At 70.2% G+C, this 14712-nt stretch carries 17 protein-coding genes and 1 pseudogene; 6 read left to right on the top strand and 12 right to left on the bottom strand.

Annotated features, from left to right (window positions below):
* Positions 1-15: 15 nt before the first annotated feature.
* The 7 genes from AB0J02_RS43200 to AB0J02_RS43170 all read right to left on the bottom strand — a co-directional run bounded on the left by AB0J02_RS43200 (position 16) and on the right by AB0J02_RS43170 (position 6011).
* Positions 16-816 (bottom strand): AAA family ATPase, encoded by an 801-nt coding sequence (locus AB0J02_RS43200; RefSeq protein ID WP_363199410.1) that lies wholly within the window; start codon positions 814-816, stop codon positions 16-18.
* A 72-nt stretch (positions 817-888) separates the two neighbouring features.
* Entirely contained in the window at positions 889-1593 is a 705-nt protein-coding gene (gene fabG, locus AB0J02_RS43195) for a 3-oxoacyl-ACP reductase FabG (RefSeq protein ID WP_363199409.1), read from the bottom strand.
* Positions 1593-1745, bottom strand: a complete 153-nt coding sequence (locus tag AB0J02_RS43190) for a hypothetical protein (RefSeq protein ID WP_363199408.1) — start codon at positions 1743-1745, stop codon at positions 1593-1595. Before AB0J02_RS43190 ends, fabG begins: the two co-directional genes overlap by 1 nt.
* A complete protein-coding gene (locus tag AB0J02_RS43185) occupies positions 1742-2281 on the bottom strand; it encodes a hypothetical protein (RefSeq protein ID WP_363199407.1) in 540 nt (179 codons plus the stop codon). Before AB0J02_RS43185 ends, AB0J02_RS43190 begins: the two co-directional genes overlap by 4 nt.
* 241 nt (positions 2282-2522) lie before the next feature.
* Positions 2523-3560, bottom strand: coding sequence for an AvrD family protein (locus AB0J02_RS43180; RefSeq protein WP_363199406.1), 1038 nt, complete (start codon positions 3558-3560; stop codon positions 2523-2525).
* A 198-nt stretch (positions 3561-3758) separates the two neighbouring features.
* Positions 3759-4244 (bottom strand): MarR family winged helix-turn-helix transcriptional regulator, encoded by a 486-nt coding sequence (locus AB0J02_RS43175; RefSeq protein WP_363199405.1) that lies wholly within the window; start codon positions 4242-4244, stop codon positions 3759-3761.
* 129 nt (positions 4245-4373) lie between these two features.
* Complete coding sequence (locus AB0J02_RS43170; protein WP_363199404.1) at positions 4374-6011, bottom strand: MFS transporter; 1638 nt, start codon at positions 6009-6011, stop codon at positions 4374-4376.
* A gap of 239 nt (positions 6012-6250) precedes the next feature.
* Here AB0J02_RS43170 and AB0J02_RS43165 point away from each other — a divergent pair, with 239 nt between their 5' ends.
* From AB0J02_RS43165 to AB0J02_RS43155, 3 genes are all read left to right on the top strand, one after another.
* Positions 6251-6421, top strand: a complete 171-nt coding sequence (locus AB0J02_RS43165) for a hypothetical protein (protein WP_363199403.1) — start codon at positions 6251-6253, stop codon at positions 6419-6421.
* A 250-nt stretch (positions 6422-6671) separates the two neighbouring features.
* Entirely contained in the window at positions 6672-6923 is a 252-nt protein-coding gene (locus AB0J02_RS43160) for a hypothetical protein (protein WP_363199402.1), read from the top strand.
* A 132-nt stretch (positions 6924-7055) separates the two neighbouring features.
* A complete protein-coding gene (locus tag AB0J02_RS43155) occupies positions 7056-7406 on the top strand; it encodes a hypothetical protein (protein ID WP_363199401.1) in 351 nt (116 codons plus the stop codon).
* A 69-nt stretch (positions 7407-7475) separates the two neighbouring features.
* Here the strand turns inward: AB0J02_RS43155 and AB0J02_RS43150 are convergent, their stop codons facing one another.
* The gene (locus AB0J02_RS43150; protein ID WP_363199400.1) at positions 7476-8252 is read right to left on the bottom strand and encodes an NAD(P)H-binding protein; all 777 of its coding nucleotides are present in this window, start codon (positions 8250-8252) and stop codon (positions 7476-7478) included.
* A gap of 84 nt (positions 8253-8336) precedes the next feature.
* Here AB0J02_RS43150 and AB0J02_RS43145 point away from each other — a divergent pair, with 84 nt between their 5' ends.
* Complete coding sequence (locus AB0J02_RS43145; protein ID WP_363199399.1) at positions 8337-9224, top strand: sigma-70 family RNA polymerase sigma factor; 888 nt, start codon at positions 8337-8339, stop codon at positions 9222-9224.
* Here the strand turns inward: AB0J02_RS43145 and AB0J02_RS43140 are convergent.
* The gene (locus AB0J02_RS43140; RefSeq protein ID WP_363199398.1) at positions 9211-10218 is read right to left on the bottom strand and encodes a DUF998 domain-containing protein; all 1008 of its coding nucleotides are present in this window, start codon (positions 10216-10218) and stop codon (positions 9211-9213) included. The genes AB0J02_RS43145 and AB0J02_RS43140 overlap by 14 nt on opposite strands.
* A 218-nt stretch (positions 10219-10436) precedes the next feature.
* Between AB0J02_RS43140 and AB0J02_RS43135 the strand changes: the two genes are divergently transcribed.
* Positions 10437-11705, top strand: a complete 1269-nt coding sequence (locus AB0J02_RS43135) for a PAS domain-containing protein (protein ID WP_363199397.1) — start codon at positions 10437-10439, stop codon at positions 11703-11705.
* A 124-nt stretch (positions 11706-11829) separates the two neighbouring features.
* Complete coding sequence (locus AB0J02_RS43130) at positions 11830-12354, top strand: AAA family ATPase (RefSeq protein WP_363199396.1); 525 nt, start codon at positions 11830-11832, stop codon at positions 12352-12354.
* Here the strand turns inward: AB0J02_RS43130 and AB0J02_RS43125 are convergent.
* The 3 genes and pseudogenes from AB0J02_RS43125 to AB0J02_RS43115 all read right to left on the bottom strand — a co-directional run.
* The gene (locus tag AB0J02_RS43125; protein WP_363199395.1) at positions 12341-13558 is read right to left on the bottom strand and encodes a beta-ketoacyl-[acyl-carrier-protein] synthase family protein; all 1218 of its coding nucleotides are present in this window, start codon (positions 13556-13558) and stop codon (positions 12341-12343) included. The two genes, AB0J02_RS43130 and AB0J02_RS43125, sit on opposite strands and share 14 nt — an antisense overlap.
* 160 nt (positions 13559-13718) lie before the next feature.
* A complete protein-coding gene (locus tag AB0J02_RS43120) occupies positions 13719-14129 on the bottom strand; it encodes a DUF393 domain-containing protein (protein WP_363199394.1) in 411 nt (136 codons plus the stop codon).
* A 51-nt stretch (positions 14130-14180) separates the two neighbouring features.
* Positions 14181-14474, bottom strand: a pseudogene (locus AB0J02_RS43115) (PEP-utilizing enzyme); the annotation flags it as partial.
* Positions 14475-14712: the final 238 nt, after the last annotated feature.

Raw genomic sequence — 14712 nt, 5'->3', positions numbered from 1 at the left:
TGGCCTCCTCGACCGTCAGGGTGCGGTCGGCGGCACGGAAGCGCAGCGCGTAGACTTGACCCGCTGGGCCTCGTGGAAACGCGCATCCTGCTCCAGGACCCGGGTCGCCTCGACCACCTTCGTGCCGGCCCGCTCGATCGCCTCGTCGAGCGGCATCACCAAGGGCAGGTCGAAGAGTTCGACGATCCGCTCCACGCGTTCGCGGACGCTGCCACCGACCACGTGGTACGGGATCTCCAACTCCTCCAGCGTCTCGATCAGCAACGCGTCGGACATCTCGCGGAACGGTTCGGAGACCGGCCGGTGCCCGTCGGCCTTCATCTCGAACTCGACCGGCAGATGCACATAGGCGTCGTAGATCCGCTTGGCGCGGGCCTTCGCGACGGCGCCGTACGCGTCCATGTACTGGCGGTAGAACCGCTTCACCGGCAGCCCGGCGACGTTCTTCACCGTCCGCAGGAGCAGGTTCGCCCCGGGGTTGATGCCGACCCGCATGCGGGCCTCCCCGTAGATCCATTCGTGGATCACGGAGCCGTCCGAGATGAACGCCCCCTCGCCCGCCTCGTTGTGTATCCGCTCCTCGAGCCGGCGAAGCCCGAGCATCGTCAGTTCCATCGCGCTGAGCTCCTGGACCTGTTTGCCCGGGACGAGGTCCAGGAGGATTTCCCGGGAGGTCAGCGCGTGGGTGCGCGGGATGCCCGTCGCCATCGACAGCGTCTCGGTCGTGGTGCTCTTGCCGCTGGAGTACGTCCCCGAGATCGCCAGGTGCAGACCGCGCTGCGGGACTTCGGCGGCGGGGGTGCTCGTGTTCCCCATGGTGTCTTCTCTTCCCGTCGTGGATGGCCCGGCCGCGGCCGGGGTGGGGAGTGGTGCGGTCAGGGTGTGCGGTCAGCCGCCGAGGCCCAGGCCGCCGCTGACCGGGAGAACCGCTCCGGTGACGAAGCGGCCCGACTCACCGGCGAGGTAGCGCACGGCGGCGGCGACATCGGCCGCCTCACCGACGCGCCCCAACGGGGTGATGCCCAGCAGGTGTTCGCGTCGGCGGTCGGTGATCTCGCGGCTCATGGCGGTGTCGATCAGGCCTGGTGCGACGACGTTGACCGTGATGTTGCGGGGACCGAGTTCCCAGGCCAGGGAGCGGGCCATGCCGAGCATCCCGGCCTTGGCCGCCGCGTAGTTGACCTGGCCCGGTGCCCCGTACGCGTAGGTCATGGAGGAGATCAGCACGATCCGTCCCCAGCGTGCCCGCATCATGCCCCGCACGGCGCGGCGCACGGTGCGGAAGGCGCCGTGCAGGTTGACGTCGACGACGTCCGTGAAGTCCTGCTCGTTCATGCGCAGGAGCAGGGTGTCCCGGGTGATGCCCGCGTTGACGACGAGCACTTCGACCGGCCCGTGCGCGGCCTCCGCCTTCTCGAAGGCCGTGTCGATGCTCGCCGCATCGGTCATCTCCGCGCGCACACCGAGCAGTCCTTCGGGCGGTGCGGTGTCGCGGTGGGTGACGGCGACGCGGTCGCCGTCGGCCGCCAGGGTGGTGGCCACGGCGAGCCCGATGCCGCGGTTGCCGCCGGTGACCATGACCGAGCGTCCCATCACCGGCTCCTGGAGGTCGTGGCGCCGGGCGCGTGCGGACGCCGGCCGGTGCGCGCCAGATTCCGCGCGGCGGTCGCGGCGAGCAGGCGGCCGATCTCACGCTGGCTGAGGAAGAGGTCGAGCGGCTCGTCGTGTTGCGGCGTCCGCTTCATCGGGTCACCTCACAGGCCGTCGCCGCCGCGCACGAGTGCGGGGTGTCGGCGAACAGATGCCGCACGGCTGCCTCGAACCGGTCCGGCGTCAGCGCGTTCGGCAGCAGCCGCCGGGCGAAGCGCGGGTTCGGCGGTGCTCCGTGGTGCCGTTTCTCCGCCAGCAGCGGCGGCAGGAGCGCCATCGGCGTGCGGGACAGGGCCGCGTCGCTCTCGGCCAGGAACCGCTCGGCGCGCTCGCGGTGCGCCTGCGGCAGCCAGTCGAGGAACGGCAGCCGCACCTCGACGAGTTCGTCCGCGTCCGCCGCGAGGTCCGCGCGGCGGGTGCCCACCAGATCGCGCACCAGTCGGTAGGGCGCGGCCTGCCACTCCTCGCGCAGCAGGGGTACGCGGCGGCGGGCGTCGTCCAGCAGGACGAGCAACGGCCGCTCGCCGTCCAGGTGTTCGTGCACCAGGGCGCGCTGTGACTCGTCGGGCCAGAGTCCCGTCGGTGTCCAGTTCCTCCTTCCGGGCTCGGCGGCGGGCTCGTTCCAGCGCATTCGGGCCGGCCCTTCGAGTATGACGAGCACGTCTCCTAATCGGAGCGTGGGCGTAAAAAGCATGACGTGTTTCCCCCGTTGTGTTTCTGACGTGAAAATGAGCGCGCCGAAGCACCGCTCCGCGCATACCGGTCCGACGGATGAATTCGACTGGCAATGGCTACGACGAAACCGCCGGGCGTCCCGGTTCTCGAGATGGATCGGGCTGCGCGGTCTACGTCTGCGGTTATGGCTGCTCGGTTTATGCGGCGGCGGGCAGGCGGTGGGCCAGCCAGCAGCGGCCGCCGATCCCTGCGAAATCGTCGACCGCCAGTTCCGCGGTGCGCCAGCGCGCGTCGCCCATGGACAGAACCCTGCTGCTCGCGGTGCTCACGGTCGGGACGAAGCTGCGTCCCAGCGGGCGCACCGGCGTGCGCGCGCTGATCACGAAGCGCCGCATCCAGAGGGTGTCGCTGCTGCCACGGTCCAGGCCGTCCTGGGCGTACAGCAGGATCTGGGCCAGTTGGGCCACACCCACGAGCGCGTCGACCAGGGAGACCGACGGCCCGTACGCGGCTTCCGCTCCGCAGGTGAGCGGGTCCGCGTCCGCGTCCTCGGCGACGACGCGCTGCAGCCCACGGACCTCCTGCCGCTCCAGGTCGACGCGGACCTGCTCGGCGTACTGGTCGTGTTGCTTGTAGCCCGTGCCGTAGTGCCGCGTTCGCGCGGGCCCGAGGGCCTGCCTCTCGTCGGAGTACGTGGCGGGCTCCCTTGCCTCGCCGCCTTGTTCGTGCACGAGCGTGCAGCGCACTTTGAGCTGTCCGACCCGGCACTCGAACGTGCTGGCCAGCGTGGAGTCCTCCCCGGCCGGACCGTCGACGGCGAGGAGCCTGCCCCGTACGGGAAAGTCCGCGAGCTCCTCGTGGGGGGTGCTGCCGGCCCGCACATCGGCGTGGCGCAGCCAGACCCGGCGCCGCTGCGCGGGACTGAGCCCGAAGGCCCGGGCGATGTGCACCTCCGCCAGGTTGGCGGCGAGCACCAGCGCGTCGATGCTGCTCAGGTGCGGCCGCAGATCACCGGCGCCCGATTTGCGGGACCAGTCGCGCGGGTACGTGAGCGTGCCGCGCGCGGTGACGAGTGCGTCGGGCCGGGCGCTGCCGTCGGTGGTGATGTCCTTGAGGGTCTGGGTGACGCGCTTGTATCCGCTTCCGAAAAAGCGGGAGCTGCCCGGCCCGAGGCAGCTGTCCAGAGAACCGTAGAATATCTCTTTGCTGATCTTCTCGTTTTCTTTGCTGTTCATTCCCCGTTAAACCTTCCCCCGTGTCCGGATCGCGCGACCCGGACTGAAAAAGACTAACACGTCACGTCACGGAGAAAGCGCTTCATAAGGGGAGGTGTGATCCCCTCCACAGAGCCGCCCAAAGGCTTTTCCATAAAGGGATTCGTTAATTCCAGTCGCCGTTGGGGTTCCGCTTCCGCCGAAATCGGCGAACCGGAATCAGTCGCAGGCGATCACACGCGGCCACCGGTCGGCGAGCAGATCGCCCAGGAGCGCGCGCAGCCGCTCACGGTCTTCCGCGGGCACAGCCGCGAGAAAGTCACGCTCCACGGCGTCGACGGCGTTCCCCGCGCGCCCGAGCGCCCCACGGCCGTCGTCGGTGAGGCGCAGGATGTAGCGCCGGCGGTCCGACGGGTTGCGCCGCCGTTCCACATGGCCGGCCCGCTCCATCTCGTCGATGAGGGCCACCATGGTCGTGGGGTCGAGGTGGAGCAGTCTGCTCAGGTCCTGCTGGGACAGGCTCAGATCGCTTTCCAGCGCGGCGAGTACGTAGAAGTAGCGCAGGCGCATGCCCTGCTCCGCGAGCGCGCGCTCCGCGTCCTCCATCAGGAGCGACCCGGCTTTGTTCAGCAGGTAGCCGGTCCTGCGGACGAGGGGGAAGTCGAGCCCGGCGGAGTGCGCCGGGGTGGGCGTCGCTTGTGCCATGGGCCGTTCCCCCTCGTTGCTCGGTGTCACCGAACATCCCTTGTACCGATCGTCGATCGTACAAAGCGTACTGGCGGTGGCTCCGGCCTCCAAGGCCGGTGCCACCGCCAGGACATCGTGCCCGACCGCCTACCGCTCTCCCCCTGCGCGGACGGCCTCCACCGCCGGCAGCTCTCCGGCGCTCTGCTCATCGAGGCTCTCCCGCGTCACCTCCGCGGAGAGCACGGTGTCGTCACCCCTGGCGCTCTCATGCAGGTCCCGCGTGCGGATGAAGAGGAATCCCACGAGCGAACCGACCACGGCGACGGCCGCGCACACCCACATGACGTCGGTCAGGCCGTCCACGAAGGCGGTGCGAGCCGCCGCCTCGAGTGCGGGGGCGAGCTCCGAGGGCGCGCGGCCGACGGCTTCCGCACCGCCGCCCGCCGCCACGGCCTCACCGAACTCGTGGGCGGACGGGCCGAGTTGACGCCCCGCCTCGGACTGGGCGAACAGGTCGGTCACCCGGCTCTGGAACGCCGCACCGAATCCGGCGATCCCGATCGCGACACCGACCTGCTGGAACGTCTCGTTGATCCCGGATGCCATACCCGCCTTGGACGGTTCCACGACGGCGATGGACAGCGAGGCGCGCGGCGGGTTGAACAGCCCCATCCCCAGGCCGATGCCGAACATGCTCGGCAGCAGCGCGGTCCAGGAGGTGTCCGGGCCGGTGAGCGCGACGAGGCCGAGGCCGCCCGCGATGAGCGCGAGGGACGATCCCATCAGCAGCCGCTGCGGCACCCGCGTGGTCAGCGATCCCGCGATCGCGGCCGCGACGAACAGGGTGCCGGTCAGCGGAAGGAACCGCAGGCCGGTCTCCCACGGCGAGTACGCCAGCACGTTCTGCACGTACGACACCAGGAGGAAGATCGCCGACATCGTCGCGGCGGCGCACAGCAGCGTCACCACCGACACACCGTTGAACGTCACGTTCCTGAACAAGGACAGCTGGAACATGGCCCGTTCACCACGGCGCCGCTCCACGATGCCGAAGCCCCCGAGAAGTACGGCGGAGCCCGCGAACATGCCGACGATGGGCGCACTGCCCCAGCCCTCGGCCTCCCCTCGCAGCAGCCCCAGCACGAGCAGCGTCAGCGCACCGGTGAAGAGCACCAGGCCCCACCAGTCGACGGCGGAGGCCGACTCATCGCGGGACTCGCGCATCCGCAGCCCGCTCACGACCAGGGCGAGCAGTCCGACCGGCACGTTCACCAGGAAGATCCAGCGCCAGCTCAGCCCGTCGGTGAGCGCGCCTCCGATGAGCGGCCCGAAGGCGATGGACAGCCCGACCACACCGCCGAAGATCCCGAAGGCCTTGCCCCGGTCCTTGCCCTGGAACTCCTGCCCGATCAGCGCGGGCCCGACGGCGAACAGCACCGCTCCCCCGAGCCCTTGGACCCCCCGGGACACGGACAGCACGACGACGTCGTTCGCGAGGCCGCAGGCGAGCGACGCGAGGAGGAACACGATGAAGCCCACCGTGAAGACCCGTTTGCGACCCAGGCGGTCCGCCAGTGACCCGGCCGTCAGGAGCACCGCGGCGAGCCCGAGGGCGTACGCGTCGAGCACCCACTGCAGTGAGGTGAAGCTCGCGTCGAACGCGTCCCTGATATCGGGCAGCGCCACGTTCACCACGGTCAGGTCGAGCAGCAGCATGAAGGTGGCCACGCACACCACGGCCAGGGTCCACCCCCGCCCACCGGTCGCGGTCGTTCGTCCGGACATCGTTCCCCCGAAATCTTAATGATCCAGAACTTAAATCATCGAAATCACCAACGATCCGAGAAGTTACGAAGTGCTCGGAGGCCTGTCAACGGAAGCCTCACATCTCGGCCATGATCCGTCCGGAAACCACCCGTACCGAACGGCACCTCTCGTGGCGTTCAACCCCTTCCCACACGGTCCATGACTCCTTTACGCTCAGCCCTCGATCACTGGGGAGTGATCCGTACTGGGGGGTAGAGATGGGTTTTCTGATCGGCATCCTGTTGATCGTCTTCGGCACTCCGCTCGTCGGGCTCATCGGCCACTGGATAGAGGACTCCGGCCACGAAACCGTCGGGCACACGATCTCGGTAGGTGGGTACGTGCTGGTGCTGGGCGCGGCGGCCTGGTTGATCATCAGCAGCTTCTGAGGCGCAGTGCTGCCCTAACACCGGCTGGAGGGCGAGACGGTCCACACCGCGGAACCATCGGGATGATCCGCCGCCTTGCGCCATTGGGGCCGACGAGAACGGTCGGCGTCACCCTCACGAGTCGCTGAGCATGCGGCAGGCGCGGCCCGGGCGCAGGCTCGTCGCGTGTGGAGTTCTGGCCGCCTCCGCCGATCCTCGGTGCGTTCCGTGCGATCCGTCCTGGCCGGTGAATCCTGAAAGGACCGCATCAATGCGCAGCATCGCGAAGTACCTGGCTGTCGGTGCCCTTGTCACCCCTCTCGTCATCGGCAGCGCGGGGTTCGCGTCGGCCGACGACGGCCCGGCGTACGAGAGGGTGCAGACCTCCGCGAGTGCCGGCGGCGGCGTGACGAGGACCACGGCCAGCGGCTTCACGCCGGACGGCAAGGCCTACTTCGTCACGAAGACGAAGCGGACGCGCCCCACGGTCACCAACTGGAACGACGCCGGCTCACGCTCCTGACCCGTTCCCCGAGCCGCCCCGCCTCCGTGCCGAGCCGCCCGTGCCCCGAAGCCTGCGCGCCTCGGGGCACACGACTTACGGAGCTCTCCCTCCGTTTCCCTCCGTATACCTCCGCAGAAAGGTGTGTCCGTCATGCTCCGCGCCCCCCTTGCCGCCGTGTCGCTCGCTCTGTTCGCGTCCCTCACCGCCGCCGGCACCGCCCAGGCCGCCGCGCCCTCGGATGCGGAGTACTGCCGGATCGTCTCCAAGAGCAGCCAGGGGGCGTCCGTGGAAATCTTCTCCATCCCCCAGCCCATGACCGAGCAGTCCTGCCGCGCCGACGGCGGGACCGTCACCACCACTCCCCCCAATGTCGGCACCGCCGTTCCGGACGGAACTGTCACGGCCCCCTCCTTGTTGAGCATGTTCAAGGCCGGCCCGGCGGCCCTGGCCGCGTTCGCCGCTTCCGTGGGTGAGACGGCACGGGCTCTCTTCACGATGTGAACTCAGGGCCACGGCGGCGCGGTCCGCGTCCACGCTTTGCCGGCCGGACCTGACGGCGTCCCGCTGGATTCAGGCGACGGCCCGCTCCGCCAGGAAGGCCTCCCACGTGCGGTCGCCGTGCACCGCGCCCGCCGCCGGAGCGAGGTTCACGCCCTCGCGGTACGCGCGGCCCGCCTTGCCAGGCATCCGCATCCCCAGGACCGGGCGGCGCCGCCCGGTGGCACCCAGGTAGGAACGGACCACGTCGTCCATCGTGTACACCTTCGGGCCGGCCAGCTCCGCCACCAGACCGGCCGGCTCACCCAGGGCCAGCTCCACCAGGCGCTGCGCGACATCGCGCACGTCCACCGGCTCCAGCCGCATCCCGGGCGCCGGGATCAGGGGCAGCTTGGCCATCTTCGAGACCATCTCATGCACCAGGTCGTGGAACTGAGCCGCCCTCAGCATCGTCCACGGGATCCCCGAACCGGTGATGGCTTCCTCCGCCGCACGCTGCGTCGCGAACCACGCCATCGGCATCCGGTCCGCACCGATCACCGAGATGTGCACGATGTGCTTCACCCCGGCCTCCCGGGCCGCCGCGACCAGATGGGCCGCCACCACATCGTCCCCCTTGGCGCCACCGGCCAGGTGCAGCACCGTCTCCACCCCGGCCAGCGCGGCCGCGACACCCTCGCCGCTCATCAGGTCGCCGGTGGCATAAGTGATCCCGTCGGCGTCCGGCCGCTCGCTGCGGCTGAGCACCCGCACCGGGACGCCGGGCGCCGCCTGCCGCAGCAGCGGCAGCACGTGCCGGCCGAGCGTTCCCGTACCACCGGTGACCAGGATCGTGGTGTCAACCGTCATGATGTACCCCTCAGTTGATCGTTTCTGTGGTGTGCGAGCTTCGGTTCTGCCGCTCTGACACGCCACCGAGGGGGGATGTGACAGATGGACGAGAAGAATCTTGAAAAAAGTCTTCGGGCGGAGGATTTCGAGGCCCACCGCCCGCATCTGCGCGCGGTCGCCTACCGCATGCTCGGCTCACTGGCGGAGGCCGAGGACGCGGTTCAGGAGACGTGGCTACGGGCCTCGGCAGCCGACACGAGCGAGGTACTGAACACCGGCGGCTGGCTCACCACCATCGCCACCCGGACCTGCCTCAACGCCCTGCGCTCCCGCGCCACACGCCGCGAGGAGGAACTGGAAACCGCCTACGGCGGTGACCGCCCGGACGGCCGCCCCAGCCCCGAACAGGAGGTGGAGGCCGCCGACGCGGTGGGCATCGCCCTCCTCGTCGTGCTCGACACGCTCACTCCGGACGAACGGCTCGCGTTCGTCCTGCACGACCTCTTCGCCATCCCGTTCGACGAGATCGCCGCGATCCTGGAACGCAGCCCCGCCTCCGCCCGCCAGCTCGCCAGCCGTGCCCGCCGCCGGGTCCGCGGCACCGTGCCGGCCACGCCCGACTCGACCCGTCAGCGCCAGGCCGTGGACGCGTTCCTCGCGGCGTCCCGCGCCGGCGACTTCGAGGCGCTGGTCGCCCTGCTCCACCCCGACGTGGTCCTCACCGCGGATCCGACCGTGACACCGACCCCGGAACCGGTCGTCGTCCTCGGCGGGCACACCGTCGCCAAGGGCGCCATGGCAGCCACCGGGCGCGCCCAGTTCACCGGCCCGGCCCTCGTGGACGGCACCCTCGGCCTGGTCATGGCCCCGCAGGGACGTCTGCGCGTGGTCCTCACCTTCACCGTCCAGCCCGAGACGGGGCTGATCACCGCCATCGACGTGATCGCCGAACCGCGGCGGCTCGCCGAGCTGGAGCTCACGGTCGCCTGAGACCCCCGACCGGACCACTGTCCTGGGACCGCCCGCCGGCCCGGGTGCGCTCGTACGCGCGCACCCGCCGGCCGGCCACGTACAGAAGTGCGACGGCAGCGACCGCGAGGACGACGTGACCGACCAGGTTGACGGTGCCGGAGGAGCCGGCGTCGGGGGTCTGTCCGAAGCCGATCCAGGCATACGTGAGCGTGGCGCCGGCGGCGAGCGCGAACTCCTGCGGCAACCCCCACCCCGGCCGCCGCGACCAGCAGACCCCGAGGGCCAAGGCCACGGCCGCGACGGCGACAGCCGCCGCCACACCCCACCAACTCGGCAGCAGCACCAGCATGAACACGCTGGTCAGCAGGAACGCCGCCGTGCCTACGAGCACGGGGCGGGGAGCGCTGCGGGCGGCTCGGCCGGGCACCGGCGGCCGGATGCGGAACGCGGCGATTGCCAGCAGGACCACCACGGCGGCCGTGCCGGCCAGGCGCGGCCAGGGGGCCATGAAGTGGCTCTCGTCGTAGCTGCCCCAGCCGGTGATCACGACACCGAGGATGAAGAGTGCCACGGTGACGGACAGGCCGGTGCGGCCCAGCCAGGGCTCACGCGCCCGGTCCGGAACCAGCGCCTCCACAAGGGCGATCGGCACGGTCACACTCCACACGGCGTGCACGGCCAGCACCGAGAGCAGCCCGTACCCACCGACGCCCAGGAGCGGTATGTGCGTCACCGAGACCATGTCGTAGTTGCCGGAGTAGCGCGCGTTGAACAACATCTGGTCCAGGAGCCCCTCCTCCACCAGTGCGTACGCCAGACCCAGCAGCAGGATCGAACCCCAGCCTCGTCCGGCACGCCGGACGACCTCGCGGATCAGCAGGCATCCGCCGCCGTACAGCAGCGCCTGCATCGGCAGCAGCCACAGCATGTCGATCGAGGTCGCCCCGAGCAACATCTCCCCGACCACCGGCGACAGGAAGAACAGCCCCACGGCGGGCATCGCATGTCTCATGCCATCCGACGCTACGGGCGGCGTGACCTGCGACGCGTCTGCCGACCGGCCAGAAGCGGGCAGCCGAAAGGCGGGGGTGACGCGACGAAAGTAGAGGCCGGGGCGGGGTCATGACGGAGGTGGGCGCGGGCTTCACGCAGTCGCTGACGGCGCCTCAGCAGGACGATATTCTTCGGGCGAACACACCCTGAAATCCAGGCCTGGGAGGTGCGCGGTCGGTGCACGAGGTGCTCAGAGCTACCTCCGACAGCCAACTGTTCGAGGTGACCACCGCTCCGTACGTGGTCCTCGACCCGAGCTTCCGCATTCAGGGGGTGAATCCGGCCTATCTGTCCGCCACCGGTCGCACACGGGGCGAACTGCTCGGCGCGTTCATCTTCGACGCGTTTCCGGACGACCCCCGCGACCCCACCGCGACCGGAGTACGCAACCTCACCGACCCCCTGGAACAGGTACTGAGGTCCGTGACCGCCCACGACATGGGCGTTCAGCGCTATGACATCCCCGATTCCAGCGTCCCCGGTGCCTTTCGCCGCAAAGCGTGGAGTCCGGTCAACTCCCCGCTGACCGACGCGGACGGCCGTGCCGTCGGCGCTCTGCACCACGTCGAGGACGTGACCGCGGTGCACGACATGGTGGGCGGTGCGCACCGCGGCGACGGCAGGGAGACGGCGCCGCCGGCAGCGCTGGTCCACCAGGTGATCCGCGCCCTCACCCGCTACGAACACGCCATCAGAGCGGCGGCCGGCGGGCTGTCGGCCCCGGGACATCCGGCACAGGCAGGCACGCTGCCCGACCCGGGCAGCGCCCGGCGTGACGCGTTGTGGCACGGGATCGTCCATGCCGCCCGCGAAGCCCGCGCCGGCGACTGCGCCACGGCGGTGTGCGCGACCGCGTTACGGAACCTGCCCTCGATCGATGCCGCCGCGATCACCCTGCACGGCAGTGCGCTGCTGCCCGTCCAGCTCGCCGTCAGTTCCCCGTGGGGACGGCACGCCGAGGAACTGCACTTCCTCACCGGCGAGGGCCCATCGCTGACCGCGTTCCGCACAGGCACAGCTGTTCTCGTCTCCGACCTGGGCCAATCCGGCCCGGCGGGGGCACGGTGGCCACTGTTCACCGAGGCCGCGGGCGGCATCGGCGTCGGTGCCGCCTTCGCCTATCCCCTGCGCGCCGCCACCGCCACGCTCGGCACCCTCACCCTCTACCGCAGACGCCGCGGCACCACGCCCGTCGGGCCGCCCGCCGACGCGCAGACGTTCGCGGACATCACCGCGGAAGTACTGCTCGCCGACCTGGACAACGAGATCATCGAAGAGATCCGAGCCACCGCCGACCACGACGACCTCAACCTCGCCGCCGGGATCGTCGCCGCGGCACGGGGCACCAGCGTGGGCGACGCACTCAGCTGGCTGCGCACCACGGCCCGGACCCGCCGCATCCCCGTCGCCGACCTCGCCCGCTCCGTCCTCACCGACCATCCGTAGAGCCACGGCTCCGCTCTCGATCGCCCAAATGCCTCGGCGGACCCCGAACGGCACGACTTCTGTCGTTCCCGTCCTGTGACGCGATCGGTACGGGCCCGGGCCCGTACACCGCTAGCGTCGGCCCATGATCGTATGGCTCAACGGCACACATGGCGCGGGCAAGACGACGACCAGTCCCCTCGTTCAGCGGTTGCTCCCGGACTCTCGGGTGTTCGACGCCGAGAAGGTCGGCGAGACACTGATGGACATCACGCCGGGGCTGCCCGAGACGGACAATTTTCAGCATTGGCCACCGTGGCGGCCGCTCGTCGTCGAGACCGCGCGCGGCGTACTCGACTACACCGGCGGCACCCTGGTGGTCCCCATGACCGTCCTGGTCGAGCAGTACTGGCGAGAGATCAGCACGGGCTTCGCCCAACACGACATTCCGGTACGGCACTTCGTCCTCCACACCGACCAGGACACCCTGCGCGGCCGCATCGAGGGCGATACGGTCATGGGCCCCTCCGCATTCCGCATGAAACACCTCGGGCCCTACGCCGAGGCGGCCCGTACGTGGTTGCACGGCGAGGCCCGGGTCATCGACACCACGCACGTCACGCCTGCCCAGGCCGCCCTGCAGATCGCGGAGGCCGTCAAGAGGTGGTGAGGACGAGACTGACGTTGTGGCCGCCGAACCCGAACGAGTTGGCCAGCGCGGCGGACCACCGGCCGGTGCGCCGCTCTCCGCGCACCACGTCCAGTTCGACGCGCGGGTCGAGTTCGTCGAGGTTGCGCGTGGCCGGCACCGTGCCGTCCTTGAGCGCGAACAGAGCGGTGATGGCGCCGACCGTTCCGGACGCGCCCAGCATGTGACCTGTCATCGACTTCGTGGCTGTCACCGCGGCATGGCCGCCGATCACCCGGCCGATCGCTTCCGCCTCGGCCAGGTCACCGGACTCCGTCGAGGTGGCGTGGGCGTGCACGACCCCGATGTCCGCCGGGGCCAGGCCGGCGTCGCGCAGTGCCAGTTCCATGGCGAAGGCCTGGCCGTCCGCGTCGGAGGCCGTGATGTGGTTCGCGCTCGAACTCACGGCACTGCCGGCCAGCGTGCCGTATGAAGTTGCTCCACGGGCCCGAGCGAACTCGGCGCGTTCGAGCACCATCATCCCCGCGCCCTCGCCCATGACGAACCCCGACCGATTGACGTCGAACGGGCGGGACACGGTCTCCGGGTCCACGGACCGCGTCGACACTGCCTTCATCTGGGCGAATGCCGCGAGGGTGAAGGGATGCAGGCAGGCCTCCACCCCACCGGCGACCACCACGTCCACCCGTCCGCCACGGATCAGGTCCTGCCCCAGGGCGAGGGCCTCCGCCCCGGACGCACAGGCGCTCACCGGGGTCCTGGCGCCGCCCTTCGCGCCCAGGTCCATGCTCACCCACGAAGCCGGTCCGTTGGGCATCAGCATGGGGACCGTGAACGGCGACAGCCTGCGGATCCCGGCGCGTTCGAAGACGTCGTCCTGGCCCAGCGTGGTGAGGACACCACCGGTCCCCGTGCCGATGACGACGGCGAATCGCTCCGGCTCGACCTGCGGAGCACCGGCGTCCCGCCACGCTTCGCGCGCACCGAGGAGGGCAATCTGCTCACCGCGGTCCAGCTTCCTGGCCTCGGTCCGCGGAAGCAGGGACGCGGGGTCCACCGTGAGCCCGGCTGCGACATGCACGGGCAGCTCGGCGGCCCACTCCTCCTCCAGGAACCGCACCCCGGACTTACCGTCCAGCAGCGCCGACCACGTCGACGGCGCATCTGCTCCCAGTGGCGTCATCGCACCGACGCCCGTCACCAGCACACGACCGTTGTGGGACACACGAGCCTCCCTGACTTGTACGGATACTACAGAGAGCCCGACTTGCCCTCACGAGGATCATGTCAGCGAGCGGAAGGAACTTCAGGGGGAGAGTCGACCGAGCCGAGAGCGGGAGATTGTTCTGTCCCAACAAACCACGTCACAGAGAGTCGGTCAGGAGTCATGGACGCTCCCGCGGGCCCCGATGCCCTTGCGGCCGGCGTCCCGGCACCGCGCACGCCGCTGTTCCTCCCGGCATGCGGTGACGATTGTCTGCGACCAGTCGGTAGACGCCGTGAGCCGCCCACCGAATGGGCGGCAGCATCAGCAGGGCACCCAGCGGTGTCCATCCGCGGCCCGCGCTCATCAGTGCCTTCGCGACCGCCTGGGAACCTCCATAGACCGTTCCCGCCGGGGTCACCCAGAGCACCTCGTACTCGGCCCGCTCCTGAGTGACGCCCAGCGTCTCCAAGTCCGCGAACTGCCAGGGCACGACCTCGCAGCGAGGCCGGACACGTCGCTCAGCGAACCTCACCGAGGTGGTGCAGAAGCCGCAATCTCCGTCGAAGACAAGCAGGGGCCGAGTCAACATGACTCTATTGTGACGCCACGCGCCCCTGCTGCCGGAGTCCGCTCACCGCGGTCAGGGCAGTAGCTCGACGTACCCATCGCTTCCGTGCACGCGGATTCGCTGCCCGTCCCGGATCAGCCGGGTGGCCCGCTCCACGCCGACGACGGCCGGCAGGCCGTACTCCCGAGCGATCACCGCGCCATGGGTCATCAGACCGCCCACCTCTGTCACGAGACCCGCGATCCCGACGAACAGCGGCGACCAACTGGGGTCCGTGAAGACCGTGACCAGAATGTCGCCCGTCTCGAGATCGGCCTCCGCCATGTCGAGGATGACGCGGGCCCGCCCCTCGATGGTCCCGGACGTCCTGGAGGCTCAACACGTACTGCCCGATCATCCCGTTGCTCCCTAGGCGGTCGTGTCCCCTCGCACTGCACCGGCACGCATGTCGTGCTCCCGTTTCCGCTGGTTGTGGCCTCGGCGGACGATTTTGCGCCCCTACCCGGGCCTTGCCGCGAGGGGCGGCGGGGCGGGGGGGGGGGGGGGGGGGGGGCGCGGGGGGGGGGGGGGGGGGGCGGCGGGGGGGGGGGGGGGGGGGCCGGGC

This window comes from Streptomyces sp. NPDC050264, from assembly GCF_040655895.1.
GTDB lineage: Bacteria > Actinomycetota > Actinomycetes > Streptomycetales > Streptomycetaceae > Streptomyces.
The sequence above is the reverse complement of the archived record's forward strand: the minus strand, read 5'-3'. Positions and strand labels throughout refer to the sequence as shown.

What these genes read in the sequence shown, in the direction of transcription:
- AB0J02_RS43200 (WP_363199410.1), bottom strand. Translation starts at nt 816, where the DNA reads ATGGGGAACACGAGCACCCCCGCCGCCGAAGTCCCGCAGCGCGGTCTG.
- fabG (WP_363199409.1), bottom strand. Translation starts at nt 1,593, where the DNA reads ATGGGACGCTCGGTCATGGTCACCGGCGGCAACCGCGGCATCGGGCTC.
- AB0J02_RS43190 (WP_363199408.1), bottom strand. Translation starts at nt 1,745, where the DNA reads ATGAAGCGGACGCCGCAACACGACGAGCCGCTCGACCTCTTCCTCAGC.
- AB0J02_RS43185 (WP_363199407.1), bottom strand. Translation starts at nt 2,281, where the DNA reads ATGCGCTGGAACGAGCCCGCCGCCGAGCCCGGAAGGAGGAACTGGACA.
- AB0J02_RS43180 (WP_363199406.1), bottom strand. Translation starts at nt 3,560, where the DNA reads ATGAACAGCAAAGAAAACGAGAAGATCAGCAAAGAGATATTCTACGGT.
- AB0J02_RS43175 (WP_363199405.1), bottom strand. Translation starts at nt 4,244, where the DNA reads ATGGCACAAGCGACGCCCACCCCGGCGCACTCCGCCGGGCTCGACTTC.
- AB0J02_RS43170 (WP_363199404.1), bottom strand. Translation starts at nt 6,011, where the DNA reads ATGTCCGGACGAACGACCGCGACCGGTGGGCGGGGGTGGACCCTGGCC.
- AB0J02_RS43165 (WP_363199403.1), top strand. Translation starts at nt 6,251, where the DNA reads ATGGGTTTTCTGATCGGCATCCTGTTGATCGTCTTCGGCACTCCGCTC.
- AB0J02_RS43160 (WP_363199402.1), top strand. Translation starts at nt 6,672, where the DNA reads ATGCGCAGCATCGCGAAGTACCTGGCTGTCGGTGCCCTTGTCACCCCT.
- AB0J02_RS43155 (WP_363199401.1), top strand. Translation starts at nt 7,056, where the DNA reads ATGCTCCGCGCCCCCCTTGCCGCCGTGTCGCTCGCTCTGTTCGCGTCC.
- AB0J02_RS43150 (WP_363199400.1), bottom strand. Translation starts at nt 8,252, where the DNA reads ATGACGGTTGACACCACGATCCTGGTCACCGGTGGTACGGGAACGCTC.
- AB0J02_RS43145 (WP_363199399.1), top strand. Translation starts at nt 8,337, where the DNA reads ATGGACGAGAAGAATCTTGAAAAAAGTCTTCGGGCGGAGGATTTCGAG.
- AB0J02_RS43140 (WP_363199398.1), bottom strand. Translation starts at nt 10,218, where the DNA reads ATGAGACATGCGATGCCCGCCGTGGGGCTGTTCTTCCTGTCGCCGGTG.
- AB0J02_RS43130 (WP_363199396.1), top strand. Translation starts at nt 11,830, where the DNA reads ATGATCGTATGGCTCAACGGCACACATGGCGCGGGCAAGACGACGACC.
- AB0J02_RS43120 (WP_363199394.1), bottom strand. Translation starts at nt 14,129, where the DNA reads ATGTTGACTCGGCCCCTGCTTGTCTTCGACGGAGATTGCGGCTTCTGC.